This window comes from Psychromonas sp., from assembly GCF_047632955.1.
Classification (GTDB): Bacteria; Pseudomonadota; Gammaproteobacteria; order Enterobacterales; family Psychromonadaceae; genus Psychromonas.
On record NZ_JBLIED010000018.1, the window covers coordinates 56,573 to 77,226 of the forward strand.

At 39.7% G+C, this 20,654-nt stretch carries 13 protein-coding genes and 2 pseudogenes; 10 read left to right on the forward strand and 5 right to left on the reverse strand.

Features of this window, described 5'->3' with window-relative positions; translation table 11 throughout:
* The first annotated feature begins 86 nt into the window (after positions 1-86).
* The 9 genes and pseudogenes from ACJAZP_RS12075 (at position 87) to ACJAZP_RS12115 (ending at position 9,048) form a co-directional block, all read left to right on the forward strand.
* The gene (locus tag ACJAZP_RS12075; RefSeq protein ID WP_415230999.1) at positions 87-1,205 is read left to right on the forward strand and encodes a glycosyltransferase family 4 protein; all 1,119 of its coding nucleotides are present in this window, start codon (positions 87-89) and stop codon (positions 1,203-1,205) included.
* Between the two features lie 12 nt (positions 1,206-1,217).
* The gene (locus ACJAZP_RS12080) at positions 1,218-2,489 is read left to right on the forward strand and encodes a hypothetical protein (protein WP_415231000.1); all 1,272 of its coding nucleotides are present in this window, start codon (positions 1,218-1,220) and stop codon (positions 2,487-2,489) included.
* Positions 2,486-3,577, forward strand: a complete 1,092-nt coding sequence (locus ACJAZP_RS12085; RefSeq protein WP_415231001.1) for a glycosyltransferase family 4 protein — start codon at positions 2,486-2,488, stop codon at positions 3,575-3,577. Before ACJAZP_RS12080 ends, ACJAZP_RS12085 begins: the two co-directional genes overlap by 4 nt.
* A gap of 9 nt (positions 3,578-3,586) precedes the next feature.
* On the forward strand, positions 3,587-4,057 hold the full coding sequence (gene pssD / locus ACJAZP_RS12090; protein ID WP_415231002.1) for a PssD/Cps14F family polysaccharide biosynthesis glycosyltransferase: 471 nt from the start codon (positions 3,587-3,589) through the stop codon (positions 4,055-4,057).
* The gene (pssE, locus tag ACJAZP_RS12095) at positions 4,057-4,512 is read left to right on the forward strand and encodes a PssE/Cps14G family polysaccharide biosynthesis glycosyltransferase (protein WP_415231003.1); all 456 of its coding nucleotides are present in this window, start codon (positions 4,057-4,059) and stop codon (positions 4,510-4,512) included. Before pssD ends, pssE begins: the two co-directional genes overlap by 1 nt.
* Positions 4,509-5,414 (forward strand): annotated as a pseudogene (locus tag ACJAZP_RS12100) (UDP-glucose 4-epimerase family protein); the annotation flags it as partial. The gene pssE and the pseudogene ACJAZP_RS12100, both read left to right, overlap by 4 nt.
* Positions 5,415-5,468: 54 nt before the next feature.
* Entirely contained in the window at positions 5,469-6,029 is a 561-nt protein-coding gene (locus tag ACJAZP_RS12105) for a sugar transferase (protein WP_415231011.1), read from the forward strand.
* Positions 6,030-6,489: 460 nt separating this feature from the next.
* Positions 6,490-8,391, forward strand: coding sequence for a polysaccharide biosynthesis protein (locus tag ACJAZP_RS12110; RefSeq protein WP_415231004.1), 1,902 nt, complete (start codon positions 6,490-6,492; stop codon positions 8,389-8,391).
* Between the two features lie 219 nt (positions 8,392-8,610).
* Positions 8,611-9,048 (forward strand): protein tyrosine phosphatase, encoded by a 438-nt coding sequence (locus ACJAZP_RS12115; protein WP_415231005.1) that lies wholly within the window; start codon positions 8,611-8,613, stop codon positions 9,046-9,048.
* Between the two features lie 132 nt (positions 9,049-9,180).
* Here ACJAZP_RS12115 and ACJAZP_RS12120 read toward each other — a convergent pair whose 3' ends face one another.
* Positions 9,181-9,444, reverse strand: coding sequence for a hypothetical protein (locus ACJAZP_RS12120; protein WP_415231006.1), 264 nt, complete (start codon positions 9,442-9,444; stop codon positions 9,181-9,183).
* Between the two features lie 295 nt (positions 9,445-9,739).
* Between ACJAZP_RS12120 and ACJAZP_RS12125 the strand changes: the two genes are divergently transcribed.
* Entirely contained in the window at positions 9,740-12,040 is a 2,301-nt protein-coding gene (locus tag ACJAZP_RS12125) for a hypothetical protein (protein ID WP_415231007.1), read from the forward strand.
* A 227-nt stretch (positions 12,041-12,267) separates the two neighbouring features.
* Here ACJAZP_RS12125 and ACJAZP_RS12130 read toward each other — a convergent pair.
* The 4 genes and pseudogenes from ACJAZP_RS12130 to ACJAZP_RS12145 form a co-directional block, all read right to left on the reverse strand.
* Positions 12,268-12,478: pseudogene (locus tag ACJAZP_RS12130) on the reverse strand (IS1595 family transposase); the annotation flags it as partial.
* A gap of 24 nt (positions 12,479-12,502) precedes the next feature.
* A protein-coding gene (locus tag ACJAZP_RS12135) for an IS3 family transposase (RefSeq protein WP_415231008.1) occupies positions 12,503-13,671 on the reverse strand; the annotation gives its coding sequence in 2 pieces (ribosomal slippage) (positions 12,503-13,407 and positions 13,407-13,671; 1,170 coding nt in all).
* Between the two features lie 169 nt (positions 13,672-13,840).
* On the reverse strand, positions 13,841-15,358 hold the full coding sequence (locus ACJAZP_RS12140) for an oligosaccharide flippase family protein (RefSeq protein ID WP_415231009.1): 1,518 nt from the start codon (positions 15,356-15,358) through the stop codon (positions 13,841-13,843).
* Between the two features lie 1,396 nt (positions 15,359-16,754).
* Positions 16,755-20,654 (reverse strand): immunoglobulin-like domain-containing protein (locus ACJAZP_RS12145; protein WP_415231010.1); only part of this gene is annotated, 3,900 nt, incomplete at its 5' end.

Consider the following 20,654-nt stretch of genomic DNA (forward strand, 5'->3'; position numbering starts at 1 on the left):
CTTGTATATATAAAAGCTCTTATTCTTATTCTTATTACCATGACATTTCATGGTGAATATTCTGATTTTCACATAAAGCGAATACCATGCAGAAATTGATTTTAACCAGTAATTTATTTTTTCCAAATGTAGGTGGTATTGAAAACTCACTTAAATCTTTAGCTATAGAGAATGTTAATAGTAATAGCGAAGTGGTGATTATTGTTAGCAATATTGTTGATGGAGGAAAAAATGTAGATAGTGGGATAACAAATTTAGATGGGATAAAAGTTGTTCGATATAATGTCCCTGATTTTAGCAATAAATTACTGAAACTGATCGCTCATGGTCGTTATGCGATAAAGGCATATAAAGCTGAACTAATGGATTCCCGAGATACGGTTATTATTGCTAGATATCACTGGAATGTCATTTTTGCTTATTTAGCAGGTGGTCGAAATATTAGGTACTTAGTTCCTGGCGTTGTTAAATTTCAAAGCAATAAAAAAAATAGAAATGACTCTGTTAAGTTTAAACTTAAGCTAGAGATGCTTGCACAGAAGATAGCGTTAAAATTATCAAAAAAAGTTTTTGTTTTTAGTGATACGATGCAAAAACAAGTTAACTTAATCGCTAATAATATATTGGTTGATAGGGTTGTCCCGGGCATAGACAGTTCGCGTTTTATTTTAAATGGAAAAAAGACTAACGACAAGGTGACATTGTTGACAATGTCTAGATTAGTCACAGCAAAAGGGATTAACTTTGCTATTGATGCGTTGCAGTATTTACCTGATAATTATCAATTATTTATAGTTGGATCTGGGCCTGATGAACACCTTTTGAAGTCTAAAGTTCAACTGTTAAATTTAGATGATAAAGTTAAGTTTCTAGGTAAACAGTCATCACCCGAAAGTTTTTATCAAAAGAGTGATATTTTTCTCTTACCATCGATATATGAACCATTTGGACAAACTCTTCTTGAGGCATCTGCTTCCGGTTTACCCACAGTTGCATTTGATAAGGAACTTGTAGATACAGCGACTTTTGATGTTTTAGGTGATTTTGCTTTTTATGCAAACGATTTAACTGGGTACTCTTTTGCAGAAACTATCATTGAGGCTCATAAACAGTTGTTGAAAGTTGATAGTTATAAAAGTGAACTAAGGCAGTATGTAACTCAAAAATATAGCTGGAAAAAATTATTTGAGACTCTAATGTGCTAATGGTAGGAATATATGAATAAATTACCTACATTGAATGCTTTAAATTATTTGCTCGAAAAATATTTTTGGCTTGTTGCGACTTTAATGGTTTTGATAGACACTTTTAACGGATTTTTTGTTAAGGCATTAAAGGTTAGCTTACCTATTTCAATTATTGCCAAGCTAACCTTAGTTTTGTTTGCCATTAGCTATTTATCCCGTATTAGATGTAAAAAAATAATATACATATTTATAGTTTCATTTTTATTTATCGCACCAGTATTTATCAGGAGTATAATCGCTGTAAATAGTCATTTTTTACTTGAAATCGATGTGGCGCTTAAGTATATCTCCTACATTCTCTTTTTGCTTTTATTCCATGAATTATCAATTAAAACTGTTGATTTTGAAAAGCGAGTAAATAGATTATTAGTATTTTCATTTTGTGTTATTTGTATCAATGTATTGCTAGGTTATTTAGGCGTTGGCTATCCCACTTATGCTTCTACAGGTGACGGTTTTAAAGGTTTTTTTGTTGCTGGTAATGAGCTAAGTATACTTTTTGTCGTTTTATCAATATATTTAATGAATGATATTATTACCAATAAAGGGAATATATTATTTCTTATTTTTTGGGGTTTTACTGTTTTTGTAGCGTTATCGATTGGGACTAAGTCCTCGTTAATTTTTTTGATTTTTTCGGGTGTATATATTGCCACTTCTGAAATATATAAAAAATACGGGGTGGTTTATTTTTTGTCTTACTTTTCCCTTCTAATTGTATTTGTTGTTTTAGCCTACAGCCAATTTAATTTTAATCATTTGCTATCTATTTCAACAATCGCTAGAGCGTATGAAAAATTCAATAGTCTAAATTTGTATGAATTCTTATTCTCTGGTCGACTTACTTGGGTAAGGCAATTTTATAATTTAGCCTCTCCTGATTTTAGTGTTTTAAATTTGTTTATTGGTATCGGCTATGCAGAAGTAGGGAATTTGTTAGAAGGTAAATTCTTGATAGAAAGTGATCTCGTTGATTTTTTTAATATATTTGGTATTGGGGCTTTACTATTTTCTATCGCTATGAATGTTTTTTTTATTCTATATCCCATGTTTTCTAAGAATAATAAGTATACTCGTCCAATATTTATTGCTAATTTTGTTGTTCTATTATCTGCATGTTTAGCTGGACATGCTTGGTCGTCTGGTATGTTGTTAATTTGTCTCTCAGCTCTTAATGGACTTGTGTTTATTAACCTCCGGAAAAATAGAATGGTTTCTCATATTAAAAAGAGTTCTAAATGAAAGTGATATTTGTGAGTAATTTGTACCCTTCCGAAAAAGAACCTTATAAAGGGAGTTTTGTTAAGAATATTTATAATGAATTTTCTAATTTAGGGACTGATGTTTGTTTAATTAGATTAGAACACTTTGGCTTGTCAAAATGGTTAAAAATAGCATCTTTCCTTAGTTTTTATATAAAATCCTTTTTTGCTGCTTTGTTTTCTAAAAATGGAGATGTATTTTATATCCATTATACTTCCCATTCTTCTCTTGGGGTTTTATTTGCTAGCTTATTTAAAAAAATAAACATAGTTGCTAATGTACATGGGAGCGATATCATTCCTGAAATATCGAATGGTAAAATACTGGCCTCTATTAAACGCTATATTTCAAAAATGATACTTTCCAGATCTGATTATGTTATATCACCGTCAGGTTATTTTAAGGAAACCCTTCATAAGGAATATAATATTGATTTAAGTACTATCTTCGTTAGCCCTTCCGGTGGGGTAAATAATTCAATATTCGAACCCCAAAAAAATAGTTTTGATCCTCAAAATATCACGTTTGGTTATGTAGGACGACTCGAAGAAGATAAGGGGATTTTTGATTTAATTGATTGCTATATTGTCTTGTCAGCAATAAATCCTAATATCAACTTGATTATTGTTGGCTCGGGCAGTGCACATGCTCGAGTACAAAATATCACTCGTCACCAGCCAACGATCGAACTATATCGCGGTAGATCACAACCTGAGTTGGCTGGTATTTATAATTCAATTGATTACTTGGTTTTTCCCAGCTGTCGTAAATCTGAGAGTCTAGGGCTAGTTCCGATTGAAGCCATGATGTGCGGGACACCCGTTATATCTTCAAGAATTGGAGCTACAGGTGATTATATAAAAGATGAATTAAAGGATTTGAGTTTCGATTCGGGTAATAAAGAGCAATTATTGGAGTGTATGAAAAAGGCGATTTCCCTAGACAAAATATATTACAATGAGCTAGCCTCTCTTAGCCAAAAAATTGCAAATGAGTTCAAATCAGATAAAGTTATTTCGGATCTTCTTAATTTTTTTAAGAATAAATTTAATACACTAGATAAATAAGAAAATAAAATGAAAAATGTACTTGTAGTCTATGGGTGTGGCGGCCATAAAAAACAGGCTGATCGTTTATGTCATAAGCTTTCCATTACTGGTGATAAAATAACCTTTTTTAGCATAACAGACACAGGGGGGAAGCCTAGTTGGTCTAATGACCATTTAGAGTTGAAAGAGTTTAGAAATAAATACACAGGTAAGACTATCTCTGTATTTGAAATGCTTTCCCAAATTAGCAAAGTATTTTCTTTTTTGAAGAAAAATAAAATTCGAAATGTTGTTTCTATGGGGCCAGGGGTTTGTATTATAGTCTGTTTAGTGGCTAAAATTCTGGGATGTGTGATTATTCATTTTGAAACCTGGTCAAAATTCGAATCTTTAACATTTACAACTAAAGTACTTAAACATATTACCAAAAATGCGTTCTACCAAAACATAGAACTTAAAAAGTTTTTACCAAATGGTGAATATGTTGGGCGATTATAATGTATAAGATTTTTATTACTGTTGGCACTACAGAATTTGATAGCCTAATAAAAGCTGTCGATACTCTATTTGTTAATCAATCTGAATATGTTTTTACTGCACAAATTTCTTCTTCTGCAAATTATAAGCCGAGTAATATTGATTTTTTTGAGTTTTCTAGTGATATAGATCGCTATGTAGATGAAGCTGATTTCATTATTACTCATGCGGGAGCTGGATCTGTATATTCTATGTTAGAGAAAGGAAAAAAAGTTATAGTTGTTCCCAATTTATCTAGAATTGATCACCATCAGATTGAACTAACAAACTACGTAAATAAAAATAATTTGGCTATTGCTTGTAATAAGTTGGATGAATTACCTTCATTAATCGAGTTACTGAAAAATAAAGAACTCTGTTCTTATCAAAAAGAAGATTTTTTTGGTGTTGAAATTATAAGAAATTTATTAATATGAAAATTCTATTAACAGGGTATTCAGGCTTTTTGGGTCGCTATTTGTATAATAACTTATCCAATAGAGAGGTATTGTGCCTTGGGCGCTCTAGAACTGAACTTATGCTTGACTCACAGTTTATAGCTTGTAATCTAAGTAACTCGAGAGGAACTGATTTATCTGAATTTAAAGGTTCCTGTTTTATCCACTGCGCCGCCCGTGTGCATATTATGGACGACAGCTCAGCGAATCCATTGGACGATTTTCGAGAGGTGAATACCTACGGCACACTAAACCTTGCTCAGCAGGCTGCTGACGCAGGGATTAAGCGCTTTATTTTTATTAGTTCTATTAAGGTAAATGGCGAATCTACTGAGCCGAGTGCACCCTTTAAGCCTGATACTGACTTTATCCCGACTGATCCATACGGCCTGAGCAAATATGAGGCTGAAGTCGGTTTACGCAAAATAGCAGAGCAGACCGGCATGGAGGTCGTTATTATTCGTCCTCCTTTGGTTTATGGTCCGGGCGTTAAAGCTAATTTTGCAGCCATGATGAAATGGGTTAATAAAGGCATTCCTCTGCCTTTAGGCGGCATTAAAGATAATCGACGCAGTTTAGTGTCACTCGATAATTTGGTTGATTTAATTATTACCTGTATTGACCACCCAAAGGCTGCAAATCAAACATTTTTAGTCTCAGATGATGATGATATGTCGACCTCTAAACTGCTTGACCGTATGGCGACCGCATTGGACGTGCCTAATCGAATGCTACCTATCCCAAGTTCCTGGTTGATATTAGCAGCAAGGTTAATTGGCAAGCCGGCAATAGCACAGCGGTTATGCGGCTCTTTACAGGTTGATATATCTAAAACCAAAGAGCTGTTAAACTGGAGACCACCCTACAGTACTCCTGAATGTTTGAAAAAAACAGCAGATGCCTTTCTTGATACTCCTACACAAGTAACAAATAATATGAATTCTTTTACCATCCGAACCCTAGATTTTATGATGGCTTTTTTTGGTCTGCTAATTACATTTCCAATTTTACTCATTGTGACGATTATTGGTTATTTTGATACTGGCTCCCCTATTTTTATTCAGGAGCGTGTGGGTAAAAATAAGCGTCCGTTTAATTTGATTAAATTCCGCACTATGTCGGTTGATACTCAGTCGGTCGCCAGTCATTTGGCGAGCACTGCCTCAATTACTAAGCTTGGTTCTTTTTTACGTAAATCAAAACTAGATGAATTACCACAGTTAATTAATGTGCTAAAAGGGGAGATGAGTTTTGTTGGACCGCGTCCGAACTTATTTAATCAGGTCGAATTGATTGCCGAGCGTGACAGTCGCGGAGTGTATGATGTTCTACCCGGTATTACTGGCCTTGCGCAGGTAAATACCATTGATATGTCAACGCCTAAATTGTTAGCTGAAACAGATCAAAAAATGATTCAAACCATCACTATTAAAAAGTATTTGCAATATATTATTAAAACAGCAACGGGCAGTGGTTCTGGCGATCGGGTGAAATAGCACTTTGCTGACAAAATGAGTATTTTGATTGTGATTAAATTCATTGGAAAGGGCATGCAGAACTTATGGTTCATAACACGGAGCTGCCGTAAATGACTCAGGGCCTCCTGCCCTACGACCTTCAGGTCGTTGTCGTAAATTCCAACGTTCAAATTTGTTCCTGATAAATTTGTCACTTTCCGATTAAGTGACTTCAGGAATGATGGAGGGGGCTGTTATCTCCGAGGAGTGTTAATCGGAGATCTTTTTGTTGTCGGTGAATGGATTGTTAATTCATTATTAGGGTTAAGAAAACGATTCAACAGTTTCATAATCAAGCAAATATACATCAACAAAAACCCTGTGAAACATAAATAATGCAATATGATGCACATCATTTGAGATTCATTTATACTGTGTTTATTTTGGTTGGGCCTGATATATCAATGGTCAGGGTTTAATTTTTATTTGTTAGGGTGTTATGTATATTATCAACAAAATTTTCTCAATGCCGCGTGTCTATAAACGAATTGTCAGTATTTTTGTTGATACCGTCTTTATTTTCTCAGCTTTTGTCGGGGCTTTTTATACCCGTTTAGAATCGGTTCCATTTCTTGATACTAGTAAATACTGGCAAGTACTCATGCTGCTTGTTCTTAGCACTCTATTTTTATTTGTCCGAGTCGGTCTATATCGTGCGATATTACGTTATTTAAGTGTTCATGCGTTACTCACCATCGTTATTAGCTGTGCAGTATCCGCTATTTTTCTGGTTGTTTTGGGCTATTATTTTGAGATTTTTCTGCCTCGGGCTATTCCTATCATCTATTTTGCTTATCTTGTTTTACTCTGCGGCGGCTCAAGGTTATTGGTTCGAGTACTTGTCTCACAGCACTTCACCAAGCAGAAAGAGCGGGTTATTATTTATGGTGCGGGTGATTCAGGGCGACAATTGGTTAATATGCTGCGCACCGGTAATGAATATCATCCTGTTGCTTTTATTGACGATGAACAAAAGCTTTTTAAGAGCATCGTTAATGGCTTGACCGTTTATAACAGCAAAAATTTAAAGCGTTTAATATTACGAATGCATAGCTCTAGAATATTGTTAGCCATGCCCAACGCAAAGCGATCGCAACGCAAGGCGATCATTGACTCTTTGGCTGATTTGCGTGTTGAAGTGAAAACTGTTCCTGCTTTTGAAGAATTAATAAACGGATCAGCCTCGATCGATCAGCTTCGTGATGTGGCGATTGAAGATCTTTTAGGGCGTGATAGCGTTTTAGCCCAACCTGAACTTCTTAGTGCAAATATTAAAAATAAAGTGGTCATGGTGACGGGAGCGGGCGGCTCTATAGGATCTGAACTTTGTCGACAGATTGTGCAACAAGGTCCGAAGTCTTTGATATTGTTTGAACTGTCCGAATACTGTCTATACAAAATAGATAAAGAATTATCTGAATTAGTGGCAGGGCAAAACTTAGCAGTGCAAATTATCCCTCTGTTAGGCTCAGTGCAGCGTCAGAATCGTTTACACACCATATTAGAAAGTTTTGCGGTGCAAACCCTCTACCACGCTGCGGCCTATAAACATGTGCCGATGGTTGAATACAATGTGGTCGAAGGAGTGCGTAATAATGTTTTTGGCACTTATTACGCAGCCTTGGCTGCTATAGAGACCAAAGTGGAGTCATTCGTGCTGATTTCGACCGATAAAGCGGTTCGTCCCACTAATGTAATGGGTACTACAAAACGCATGGCGGAGTTGACACTGCAGTCTTTAGCAGCAGAAAAACATAACACGCGCTTTTGCATGGTACGTTTTGGTAATGTTTTAGGCTCTTCAGGTTCAGTCATTCCACTGTTTAAACGGCAAATAGCTGAAGGTAAGCATGTCACTGTCACCCACCCAGATATTATTCGTTATTTTATGACTATTCCAGAAGCCGCACAATTGGTTATTCAAGCTGGCGCAATGGGTAAAGGGGGGGATGTGTTTGTGCTGGATATGGGCGAACCGGTGAAGATTGTTGATCTGGCAACCAATCTGATTAACCTCTCGGGATTAGAGGTGAAATCGCCACAAAATCCATTTGGTGATATTGAAATAAAATTCACCGGTTTACGGCCTGGTGAGAAACTTTTTGAAGAATTATTGATTGGTGAAAATGTCGAAAAAACAGCGCATCAGCGTATTATGACCGCTCATGAATATTTCTTACCCTTCTTTGAGTATGAACAAATTCTGCAGCGGCTTGATAAAGCCTGTCATGAGTTTGATCATGAAACGATTCGGGAAATTTTATTAGCAGCGCCTGCTGGTTTTAACCCGACAGATGGAATCGGTGATCTGGTTTGGAAGGAAAAAAAGCAAAAAAAGTAAATTAAATTTCATGAAAGGGCTAAACTCTGCGTGCTTATACTAATTGCTGATAGTGAGTCATAATTGCAATCGTATATTTTATTCATTGAGATTTAAGTGTTTTTTGGAACTGAGCCTTTAATCGCACCTCTAAAAATAGATCTCCATTTATTCGGGTTGCTACAATCTTATATTAATAAATTTATGAAAACGCATTACGCGTAAGGAATTGGTTATACTATGTTTAACAAAATTTTAGTAGTTTGTGTGGGTAATATCTGCCGCTCACCAATTGGCGAACTGTTATTACAAAAACACTTACCGCACTTAGAGGTTAATTCAGCGGGTATTAACGCTCTGACGGGCAGACCCGCAGATCCAAACTCCATCGCCGTTGCATTCGACGAAAATATTGACCTGTCGAAGCATATTGCCCAGCAACTTACGGCACAGCTGATTGCCGAACATGACCTGATATTAGTCATGGAAAAAGGTCATATAAACGCGGTCACTAAGCTTTCGCCTGCTGCAAGGGGCAAAACCATGTTATTTGGGCAATGGAATAACCAGCAAGAAATCCCGGATCCATACCGTCAAAGTAGAGAGGCGTTTGAATTTGTATATGCAATGATGTCAGAATCCGCGCTTAAATGGGCAGAAAAAATCAATAAAGTCTGAAAAAAAACCTTTCCAAGCACAACCTCCTCATTACTGATAATAATCGAGCCCCTGGAGAAAGGGGGCTGTTCTTTTTATCTTTTTTAGCAGCCTGATATACCCACACAGATTCCGCTTATAGAAAAACCTTCTTCATTTTTTGCTTGATGCTCTTCCATAAATAATCAGGTCTTTGTCAAAACACCTGAAGCCGCAACAATATTGTTTGCATTTATTGATTAGTCCGCTGTCTGGTTTATCCTGCCGATCTGTCGCTACATAAGCATCAATCTTCGCTTTATTTAGTGCTTCAATATTAGATCCTGAGTTATAGACATTATCCAGCAATGAGCTATTGGTCTTTATCAATGCGGCTCTGAGGGAGTCGTTATATCCATATTTCCCCTTGGTTTTCATGACCAGATCATCATCGCCTGTGAAACTTATTTGTCTTTTATAATCAATTGAATGAAATGTTAATTCTACTTTTTATGATGTCTATAAATTACAAAAAATCAGGCTTAATTAACTACCTTGTGTAATAAATATAAGAGAAAAACTGAGGGTGGTCGGTATGTAAAGAAACGTAAAGAAGCATGCAAACGCTTAAAAAATGCGCTTTAATCCCCGCGGTAGATTTTTGAGCTTTTGAAAAAAACGCTTGGCTTACCCCAAGCTTGTAAATTTTAGATATTTTAAAGAGGATTATATTTTGATAAACAAACAAAGGTTAGCAAGCACTGCTTGTATATTTCTAAGTGCATTAACCATCAATAGTGTGAGTCACGCGGCAGATATCAGTAACGGAACTTACATCTTGGAAAGCCAAGTTTCATCAAGTACAGATGATGCCGAAGAACGTAAAGGCACGATAGATATCAGCAGTTCCGATCTGGAACTTATCGAAGAAGGGAACTCGGCACAAACAGTCGGGGTTCGTTTTGCCAATCTAACTATTCCCGAGAATGCAGTTATAAGCAAAGCATACATTCAGTATACAGTCGATGAACGTTCTGACGACAATGCAAATCTTACTATCCATGGTGAAAGTATTGCTAATGCGCCTAGATTTAGCGATGTAGACTACAATATCAGCGCCCGAACTAAGACCAATACTTCTGTATTATGGTCACCTGCCGTTTGGAATACTGTCGGAGCCGCAGGGGAAGATCAACGTACTCCAGACTTGTCATCTATTGTTCAGGAAATCATCTCTAAAACAGGTTGGGAAAGTGACAATGCTATTGCCTTTATCCTTAGCGGCGCTGGAACAAGAATTGCTGAATCCTATGATGGTGATCAGGCCGGAGCAGCACAGCTATATTTAGAATATACAATCGCACAGAGCACTGAACAACCGATCGTTGAACAACCGATTGTCGAACAACCGATTGTTGAACAACCGATTGTTGAAGAGCCGATTGTTGAAGAGCCGGTAGTTGAAGAACCTACCGTTGAAGAGCCGGTAGTTGAAGAACCTACCGTTGTAGAGCCGGTAGTTGAAGAACCTACCGTTGAAGAGCCGGTAGTTGAAGAACCTACCGTTGTAGAGCCGGTAGTTGAAGAACCTATCGTTGAAGAGCCGATTGTTGAAGAACCTATCGTTGTAGAGCCGGTAGTTGAAGAACCTATCGTTGTAGAGCCGGTAGTTGAAGAACCTATCGTTGTAGAGCCGGTAGTTGAACAGCCGATTGTTGATGAGCCAGTCTCGTCGTTCGATTTATTGAATGTAACTGGAAGCAACAACGATCTTATTGCGGGAACATATACTTCATCAAACAGCGCAAATGTAGGCACGCAATCTAAACGCTCAATTCACCAGGGAGGATTCGGTACCGATTCAGTCTGTGGTTTGAACGGAGAGGTCATTAAGGTGAGCAACTTGAATGATAGCGGGGCAGGATCATTAAGGGATGCGATAAACCAGAAGGGGCCAAGAACAATTGTTTTTGAAGTTTCCGGTGCGATTAAATTACAGTCGAAGCTTGTAATTGAGTCCCCATTTGTCACCATTGCAGGGCAGACGGCTCCGGCACCTGGTATCTCTCTTTATCACGAAGCTCTTAAAGTTGATACGCACGATGTTTGTATGCAGCATATACGAGTTCGTCTTGGCGATAGCGATTATAATTTAAATCCTATGAGTGAGTCGGAAGCTGGAGATGCGGATGCATTGGTGATCCGTGGTGGGCGCGATTCAGAGGGGACGTATAACGTCGTGCTCGATAATATGTCTGTCAGTTGGTCTGTCGATGAGAGCATTTCAGTCTTTGGCGGCGTGTCAAACTTAACCATTCGTGATTCGATTATTGCTGAGCCTCTACGTTACAATGCTCACGGGAAAGATCATGCCTATTGTCTTCTTATTCGGAGTGAGACTGAAAAGGTTTCTCTTATCGGTAATTTATTTGGCCATTGCCAAAGACGTTCGCCTCGAATGGATGGCGGAACACTGCAATACGTAAATAACTTTGTCTACAATCCAGGTGAATATGCAGTTAGTGTGCATGATTTACCAATTGATGTAACAATGGTTGGTAATGTCATGGATTTCCCGGATGATTCGGCTGATCGTTATCAAGGTGGCCCAGATGAGTTCTTTGCGAGTCGAAGCCCTTCAGCGAAGGTTTATTTCCTCGATAACAAATCCTTTGAAAATCGCCCTATGCATGACGCTGTTTCACAAGGGGAACCTGTAATTATACAATCTGTTCCTCATGTCTGGGCGGCTAATGTAACGCCGTTAACGGCAACTGAAGTTGAAGAGTCTATTAGCGACTGGGTCGGGGCATTTCCACGCAACCGTGATGAAGTTGATACTCGAATTATCGAAGGGGTAAGAACGCACAGTGGTACGTATTTGGATTCTCAGATGGATAATGGCGGTTACGTTTATGTCGAAGAAAATAATAGACTTTTGACGCCACCTACAAATCCTCAGAATGATGATGACAAAGATGGCATTTCAAACTTAGTTGAGTGGCTGCAATCGTATACTGATGCGATTGAATAATCGTAATACTTGCAGTTAAGTGAAAATAGTCACAGTAAAAAGGAAGCGTATCTGAGCCACTGATGTATATCATCTTTAGGTAACTCCGCATTGTTCAATGCGATGGGGAGTTAGCTGAAGGTGGAAGTGGCAAGGTACGCATTTTTAAGCAAGCATAGGAAGTATAAGAACCCTTTACCTAAAAAAGAATGTTTGAATAGAGTATTTTAATGTGGCTCAGTTCCATTTTATTGCCTTCCTCCATATACAAATTGCAATATTTTCTGAGAATTAAGCTTTGAGTAACTTCCCCAAACTAAGCTAGATAATGCTGCAAATACTTTGTCGCAACTCCTCGCATTGCCACCAACCTGTAAAGAGAGCAATAGCGCCATTATTAGTTTGAATATGATAAATTTTATTTATTACTCCATTTATCCTACTTATCAATCTGACGTGGTCAACTAAATTCACACACCCTAGTTAAGCTACTTTTCTCAAATACCCGTTCATCATTTCAAAAGTGCTTGGACAACAATAACCTAAGTACGAATGAAGACGATTGCTGTTGTACCACATAGTTATGTAATGCAATATATCTTGTTGTGCTTCATAACGGGTAGCGTAATTGTTCCAATGCACTCTTTCTTGCTTTAGACTACCAAAAAAGCTTTCTGCTACTGCATTATCCCAGCAGCAGCCTTTTTTACTCATGCTTCCAATAAATTTATGCTTATTAAGCAAGTGACGGTACTTATCACTGGCATATTGAACACCTTGATCTGAATGAACAATAAGTCCTTGGGCAGGATTTCGTTGCCAAATAGCCATGGTTAATGCATCACAAACAAGACTTGCTTTCATTCGTGACGACATGCTCCACCCAACCACTTTTCTCGAATATAAGTCAATGACAACAGCAAGGTATAACCAGCCTTCGCCCGTCCAAATATAGGTAATATCCCCTACATAAGCTTGATTAGGCTGATCGTATTTGAAGTTTTGCTTAAGTTCATTTTTATAAACAGGCTTCTTATGATCACTGTTTGTCGTCACTTTATATTTCTTTTTATAGCGAACCCAAACGCCGGCTTCTTTCATTAATCGTGCTGTTTTCCAGCGCCCAACCGGGAAGCTCAATGCATTTAAGCTTTTCTGCATTCGACGGCTGCCATAAGTGTAATCACTGCTTTCTGATATTTTTTGTATCATTTCAATCATGTCGCCATGATCTGGAGCGAACTTTTTTGATTCAGTACGTTTTAAGTAACTGTAATAATTGCGACTTTCGACACCAATTAACGGGCAGATGACACGCACTGGCCAGGTCTTCTTATGCTCAGTAATAAACGAATACTTTATTTCGCTTCTTTTGCAAAGAAGACCGTCGCTTTTTTTAGGATTTCACGCTCCATTTTAAGTTTTCTGTTTTCTTCTTTGAGTTGACGAATTTCTAATTGTTCTGGTGTTAATTTACCATTGCCTCTGAAAGCGAGGCCATCGTCTTTTTCAGCTTCTTTAATCCATTTACCCAGTAAACTTGGGCTGATACCTAAGTTTCTAGAGGCTTCGGCATTATTGTAACCTTGCTCATTGACGAGCGATATTGCATCTAATTTGAATTCTTTTGAATACTTTTTACGTGTTGTCATTCTATTTCTCCAGTTAAGTTCATTATGTCCTAACTGGGGTGTGTGAATCCATTAAACCACGTCAATCGCTTATATTCGTCCTTTGAAGTTTTAGCCATATTTATATATAGCCACTAACCATAACTGCATAAGACTGAGTTTTCTAATATGTGTGACTCCAAGTGCAATTCTATTTTTGATGCCGTTTCTTTTGGTTTAAGTCATTGGTTACTTTGTCAAAATTAACTTTTTTTTTACGGTTTGTTTTTATTTTAGTTAAAGCATAAAAAAAGGTTAATCTATAGCATTCCCTGAAGTAGTGCCTGTCCAATAAAAAAATACAGGCGTAATATAAGATTATCCATGAGGCGAAAGAAATCATAAAGCCATAAAAGTTATTCGCCACCAAAAAATAATTATCTGAAAAATGAAAACCCAAGATACAGAACACACCAATTACAAAAACAGGTATCTGGTATCTGAAAAACTTCTTATAATCAAAGGCGATCACTTTGTACAATAACCATACTCTGATAAACAGTAATAAGTATTCAATAATCACCTGCCCCATCACTAGTGCTTTCAATCCATAGGGGAAGCTGATTAAGGCGGCTATCAGCATTAAAATCATACTGACCACATTAATTTTAAATAATAAAGATGCCTTTCCAACGGAAATCATCAATGTATGTGAGAACCAGTTAGCTATATAAGGATAAACGGCATAACTAAAAACGGCCATTATTTCAACACTATCATGCCACTTGTCAGAAAAAAGTAATGTGATGACATATTCTGAATGCAGCCCTAAAACAGTAATAAAGGGATAAACGAAAAAAGAAACCAGAAAAACCACTTTGATATAGACAAGATCTTTATCTTTATCGCTAACCCGTGATAGCAGAGAAAATGATACGTTTCTTAAAGGTCTTAACACTATCAGATAAAAAGTATTAATGATTTTTCTGCCGACATCCATTAGGGCAAAAGCAGCCGGCCCTAAAAAGATGCTGGCGATAAAGTCAATGACTCTGCCCTGCCAGAACGTAATGACCTCACTCCCCATAATAGGCAGACTAAACAAATAAAGCTCTTTAATGTGTGCTTTAGAAAACTTGAGTTTTGGAGTGAAATCCGATAACCACCACAGTAATAAGACACTTAAAATAGAAAAAATAAATTTATTATAAACTAACGCCCATGCACCATACCCCTCAATCGCTAAATAAACTCCAACTATTCCGGCTACAATCGAAGCGACCATATTTCGGATAGCCAAACTCTTATATAGAAAATCTCTCTCCATTTTTGCAGCTTGGACAACACGAAATGCAGTGAGTATTGGAATAAAACTCATGCTGATAAATATATTAGCCAGCTCTTGATTGTAAAAATAAATAAGCAGAGGTGTGATAATAATAATAGCCAAACTGCTGATAATAATAGAAATCAGTAATATAAGCCAAAAAGCAGAGCTGGCATATTCATCATCCCAGTTATCGCGTTTAACCAGGTTATCCTTGATTCCTGCGCCGATAAAAATAGAAAGAAACTCAAATATCAGATAAGCAAAGGCAACATAACCAAATTCTTCGATTTCTACAAAGCGGGCAATCACTACATATACCAGTAAAATGATAATTTTACTTATCATGGCTGCGCCCACATTCCAGGCACTGGAAATTAAAGCTTGCATCTTAATGGACATTTAGCTGAACTCTATTTAAGGTTTAAGGTTTAAGGTTTAAGGTTTAAGGTTTAAGGTTTAAGGTTTAAGGTTTATGCCTAATTATAGTAGGCACATTTTGACTGATGTGCTAATTAGTGTAATGACACTCATGATATTGTTTTTGTTATAAAACTAATTGTATTTTATGAAATAAGCATTTATGAACATTATTCCTACATATATTACTAATAACACTACAAACTATTTTTTTAATTATCTTATATATCAATGATTTGCCCTACATGGCGAGATGTCATAACTCATTGTTTTTATGAGTAAAAGTTGAAAACGGTTCACAGTGTTGGTACTAAAAAAGTGATTTTTAATGATTTAATGCAGAATGAGAAACAAATACTTATATGTAAAAATAAGCTAATAATAAAAAATAATGGGCCTATGAGTAACCTATTAACCCATTAATTATCAATGTTTTATAAAGAAAAGTGAGCAGTTTTTTATAATTTAAAAAAGCTTTTTAAAAGCAAGTGGTTGCCGTTGCTGAATGTGTGTTCTTCTACTGTTTTTGATACTAACATCTGGGTGAGATTACTCATTTTTAAGGGATCTCCTCTTGCTTTATTCCTCCTAAATAGCGTGATGAAATCTAACAGGATTTTAAAAAAGTCAATATACTAAATATCACAGCCCAGCTGGACTTGAATAAAGTAGATCTGGTCTGTAAAACACAAGAAAAAACTCCAGTCACAACAATGCATCGGACCACGAGCTATCAAAGCACAGCAATTTGAATAGACCTATCTCTTTAGTTCAGCACTGAAATAGCTCTATTATTAGTCGCGTCAGCGTTGCTATTTAGACGTCGAAGGCTGTCATAAAACTTGTACGGCTGCTTATTGATAATCCAATTAATAAGTGCTTATGCAGCAGGTTTTTTCCTCCACCAAGTCAATTTTTTCATCCTTTATCTCGACTGTATTGTGCTTGAAATTCGCCATGATAAGCGTGATATTAACAAAGACTGGATGAATCCATGCCATCGTATTCTTATCTGTAATAAGTACTTTGACGGACACAGTGTTTGCGATCCAATTCATATAACAACATTTACGATTGAAACAGAGTAGTTAAAGTTACGAATCTCTATGCCGCCATCTTTGTATGTCTTAATTTTGTTTTCTTAAATTAATGTTTTCGCCAGTGTCCTTTAGATCATGGAACCCTAAGCTACATTATCAACAAAATTAATCAGAACTCCGCAGAGCATGTAGCACTGCAAACTTTTGTTCCGTTAAAAATCGTGAACTCAATGATTTTTAATGGTTAGTTTGGCTGCCTCGTCTTCAAGAATTCCGAAAGATTGTTCCTAAGTAAAAACTTTATTCGCCATTAATTATCTCAATAAAAAATAACAGGCTTATTCAGTTGAGTATTCCACATGAAGTAGCGGAGCGCCTGCTTGATCTCCATCATAAGCTTCTGCAACCCTTCTTCCTGACCCAGTGAAGATAAACGCCATGGCATTGCCACTGTTCCAATCCGTTTCAGAGACAATCTCCTGCACAATCGCGGTCAGATCTGAGCTACGCTGTTCTTCCCCCGCAGCTCCTATGGTGTCCCATGCGGCAGGTGACCATGATATGGATGCGTTGGTTTTACTTCGGGAGCTGATATTATAGGCTGCACTGGTGAAGGTCGCGGCATTATTATTTTTTTCAGCAACGATGTTTAGCTGTGTATCCAGAAGAAAGTCAGTTTCATCTGCCTGAAACTGGATATAGGCTCTGGTGATAATGGCATTTGCTGGAATAGACAGATTGCGAAAACGAAGTCCGATTATCTGCAGGTAATTATTGTCTAAGACCAGCTCAAGGTCGGCGCTGGTGAGATACACGCTACCTGCACGTTCCTTAGCATCATCTGCACTCGCAGAAACCCGGCTTTGCAGCACGGTAACTTCATAAGGTGCGTCACTGACTATTACCGTGCGGCTGAGCGAGGCACTGTTGCCGTCGGTGTCGGTTACGCTATAGGTCACAGTATAAGTGGCGGCGACGCTGGTATCGACATCGGAGACGTTGGTGACATCAGCGCTTAAATCACCATCGGTTTCATCCTGCGCGGTGGCGCCGGGATCCGTAAATGTCTCACCCAGATTCAGGTTGATTGGATCGGCACCAATCAGGGTCAATACAGGTGAAACCGTATTATCACGGACAATCACGGTGCGGATTATTGAGGCACTGTTGCCGTCGCTGTCGGTCACGCTGTAGGTCACAGTATAAGTGGCGGCCACGCTGGTATTCACATCGGAGACAGTAGTGATATCAGCGCTTAAATCGCCATCAGTTTCATCCTGCGCGGTGGCACCCGGATCGGTGAAGGTCTCACCGAGGTTGAGGGTGATCTGATCCGCACCATTCAGGGTGAGTACCGGTGCTCCTGTATTGTCGTGGACGATCACTGTGCGGCTGAAAGAGGCACCGTTACCGTCGCTGTCAATCACGCTGTAAGTCACAGTATAAGTGGCGGCGACGCTGGTATTTACATCGGAGACGGCAGTGATTGCAGAAGTCAGATCACCATCTGTTTCATCCTGCGCGGTAGCGCCGGGATCCGTAAAGGTCTCATTAAGGTTAAGGTTGATTGGATCGGCACCCAGCAGGGTAAGTACCGGCGCAACGGAATTATCACGGACAATCACGGTGCGGCTGATGGAGGTACTGTTGCCGTCGGAGTCGGTCACGCTGTAGGTCACAGTATAAGTGGCGGCCACGGAGGTGTTCACATCCGAAACGGTTTGTATGTCCGCAGTCAGATCGCCGTCATTGTCGTCCAGCGCGGTCGCCCCCGGATCGGTGAAGGTTTCGCCAAGGTTGAGGGGGATTGGGTCGGCCCCGAGCAGGGTGAGTACCGGTGCACTGCTACTGAGCTCTGTTGTATATTCCACATAAAGTAGCGGAGCGCCTGCTTGATCTCCATCATAAGCTTCTGCAACCCTTCTTCCTGACCCAGTGAAGATAAACGCCATGGCATTACCACTGTTCCAACCCGTTTCAGAGATAATCTCCTGCACAATCGCGGTCAGATCTGAGCTACGCTGATCTTCCCCCGCAGCTCCTATGGTGTCCCATGCGGCAGGTGACCATGATACTGATGCGTTGGTTTTGGCTCGGGAGCTGATATTATAGGCTGCACTGGTGAAGGTCGCGGCATTATTATTTTTTTCAGCAACGATCTTTAGCTGTGTATCCAGAAGAAAGTCAGTTTCATCTGCCTGAAACTGAATATAGGCTCTGGTGATAATGGCATTTTCTGGAATAGACAGATTGCGAAAACGGAGTCCGATTATCTGCAGGTAATTATTGTCTAAGACCAGCTCAAGGTCGGCACTGGTGAGATACACGCTACCTGCACGTTCCTTAGCATCATCTGCACTCGCAGAAACCCGGCTTTGCAGCACGATAACTTCATAAGGTGCGTCACTGACTATTACCGTGCGGCTGAGCGAGGCACTATTGCCGTCGGAGTCGGTCACGCTGTAGGTCACGCTGTAAGTGGCGGCGACGTTGGTATTCACATCGGAGACTGTTGTGATATCAGTTGTTAAATCGCCATCGGTTTCATCCTGTGCGGTGGCGCCGGGATCAGTGAACAAATCACCAATATTAAGGTTGATCGGATCGGTACCCAGCAGGGTCAGCACGGGTGCAAGCGTATTATCACGAACAATCACGGTGCGGATGATTGAGGCACTGTTGCCGTCGGAATCAACTACGCTGTAGGTCACGCTATATGTGGCCGCGACGCTGGTATTCACATCGGAGACTATGGTGATTGCAGAAGTCAGATCGCCATCGGTTTCATCCTGCGCGGTGGCGCCGGGATCCGTAAAGGTCTCATTCAGGTTAAGGTTGATTGGATCGGCACCCAGCAGGGTCAATACAGGTGCAAGCGTATTGTCACGAACAATCACGGTGCGGCTGATTGAAGCAGCGTTGCCGTCACTGTCGGTCACGCTGTAGGTCACCGTATATGTGGCGGCGATGCTGGTATTCACATCGGAGACGGCAGTGATTGCAGAAGTCAGATCACCATCGGTTTCATCCTGGGCGGTGGCGCCGGGATCAGTGAACAAATCACCAATATTAAGGTTGATTGGATCGGCACCAATCAAGGTCAGCACGGGTGCAAGCGTATTATCACGAACAATCACGGTGCGGATGATTGAGGCACTGTTGCCGTCGGAATCAACTACGCTGTAGGTCACGCTGTAAGTACTGGCGACGCTGGTATTCACATCGGAGACTATGGTGATTGCAGAAGTCAGATCGCCATCGGTTTCATCCTGCGCGGTGGCGCCGGGATCAGTAAAGGTCTCATTCAGGTTAAGGTTGATTGGATCAACACCCAGCAGGGTCAATACAGGTGCAAGCGTATTATCACGAACAATCACGGTGCGGATGATGGAAGCAGCGTTGCCGTCGGAATCAACCACGCTGTAGGTCACGCTATAAGTGGCGGCGACGCTGGTATTCACATCGGAAACGGCAGTGATATCAGTTGTTAAATCGCCATCGGTTTCATCCTGGGCGGTGGCGCCTGGATCAGTAAAGGTCTCATTCAGGTTAAGGTTGATTGGATCAACACCCAGCAGAGTCAGCACGGGTGCAAGCGTATTATCACGGACAATCACGGTGCGGCTGATCGAAGCACTATTGCCGTCGGAGTCGGTCACGCTGTAGGTCACGCTGTAAGTGGCGGCGACGCTGGTATTCACATCGGAAACAGCCGTGATATCAGCGCTTAAATCGCCATCGGTTTCATCCTGGGCGGTGGCGCCGGGATCCGTAAAGGTCTCATTCAGGTTAAGGTTGATTGGATCGGCACCAATCAGGGTCAATACAGGTGCAAGCGTATTATCACGGACAATCACGGTGCGGATTATTGAGGCACTGTTGCCGTCGCTGTCGGTCACGCTGTAGGTCACAGTATAAGTGGCGGCCACGCTGGTATTCACATCGGAGACTATGGTGATTGCAGAAGTCAGATCGCCATCTGTTTCATCCTGCGCGGTGGCGCCGGGATCCGTAAAGGTCTCATTCAGGTTAAGGTTGATTGGATCGGCACCCAGCAGGGTCAGCAAGGGTGCAAGCGTATTATCACGGACAATCACGGTGCGGCTGATGGAAGCAGCGTTGCCGTCGGAGTCGGTCACGCTGTAGGTCACGCTGTAAGTACCGGCGACGCTGGTATTCACATCGGAGACTATGGTGATTGCAGAAGTCAGATCACCATCGGTTTCATCCTGCGCGGT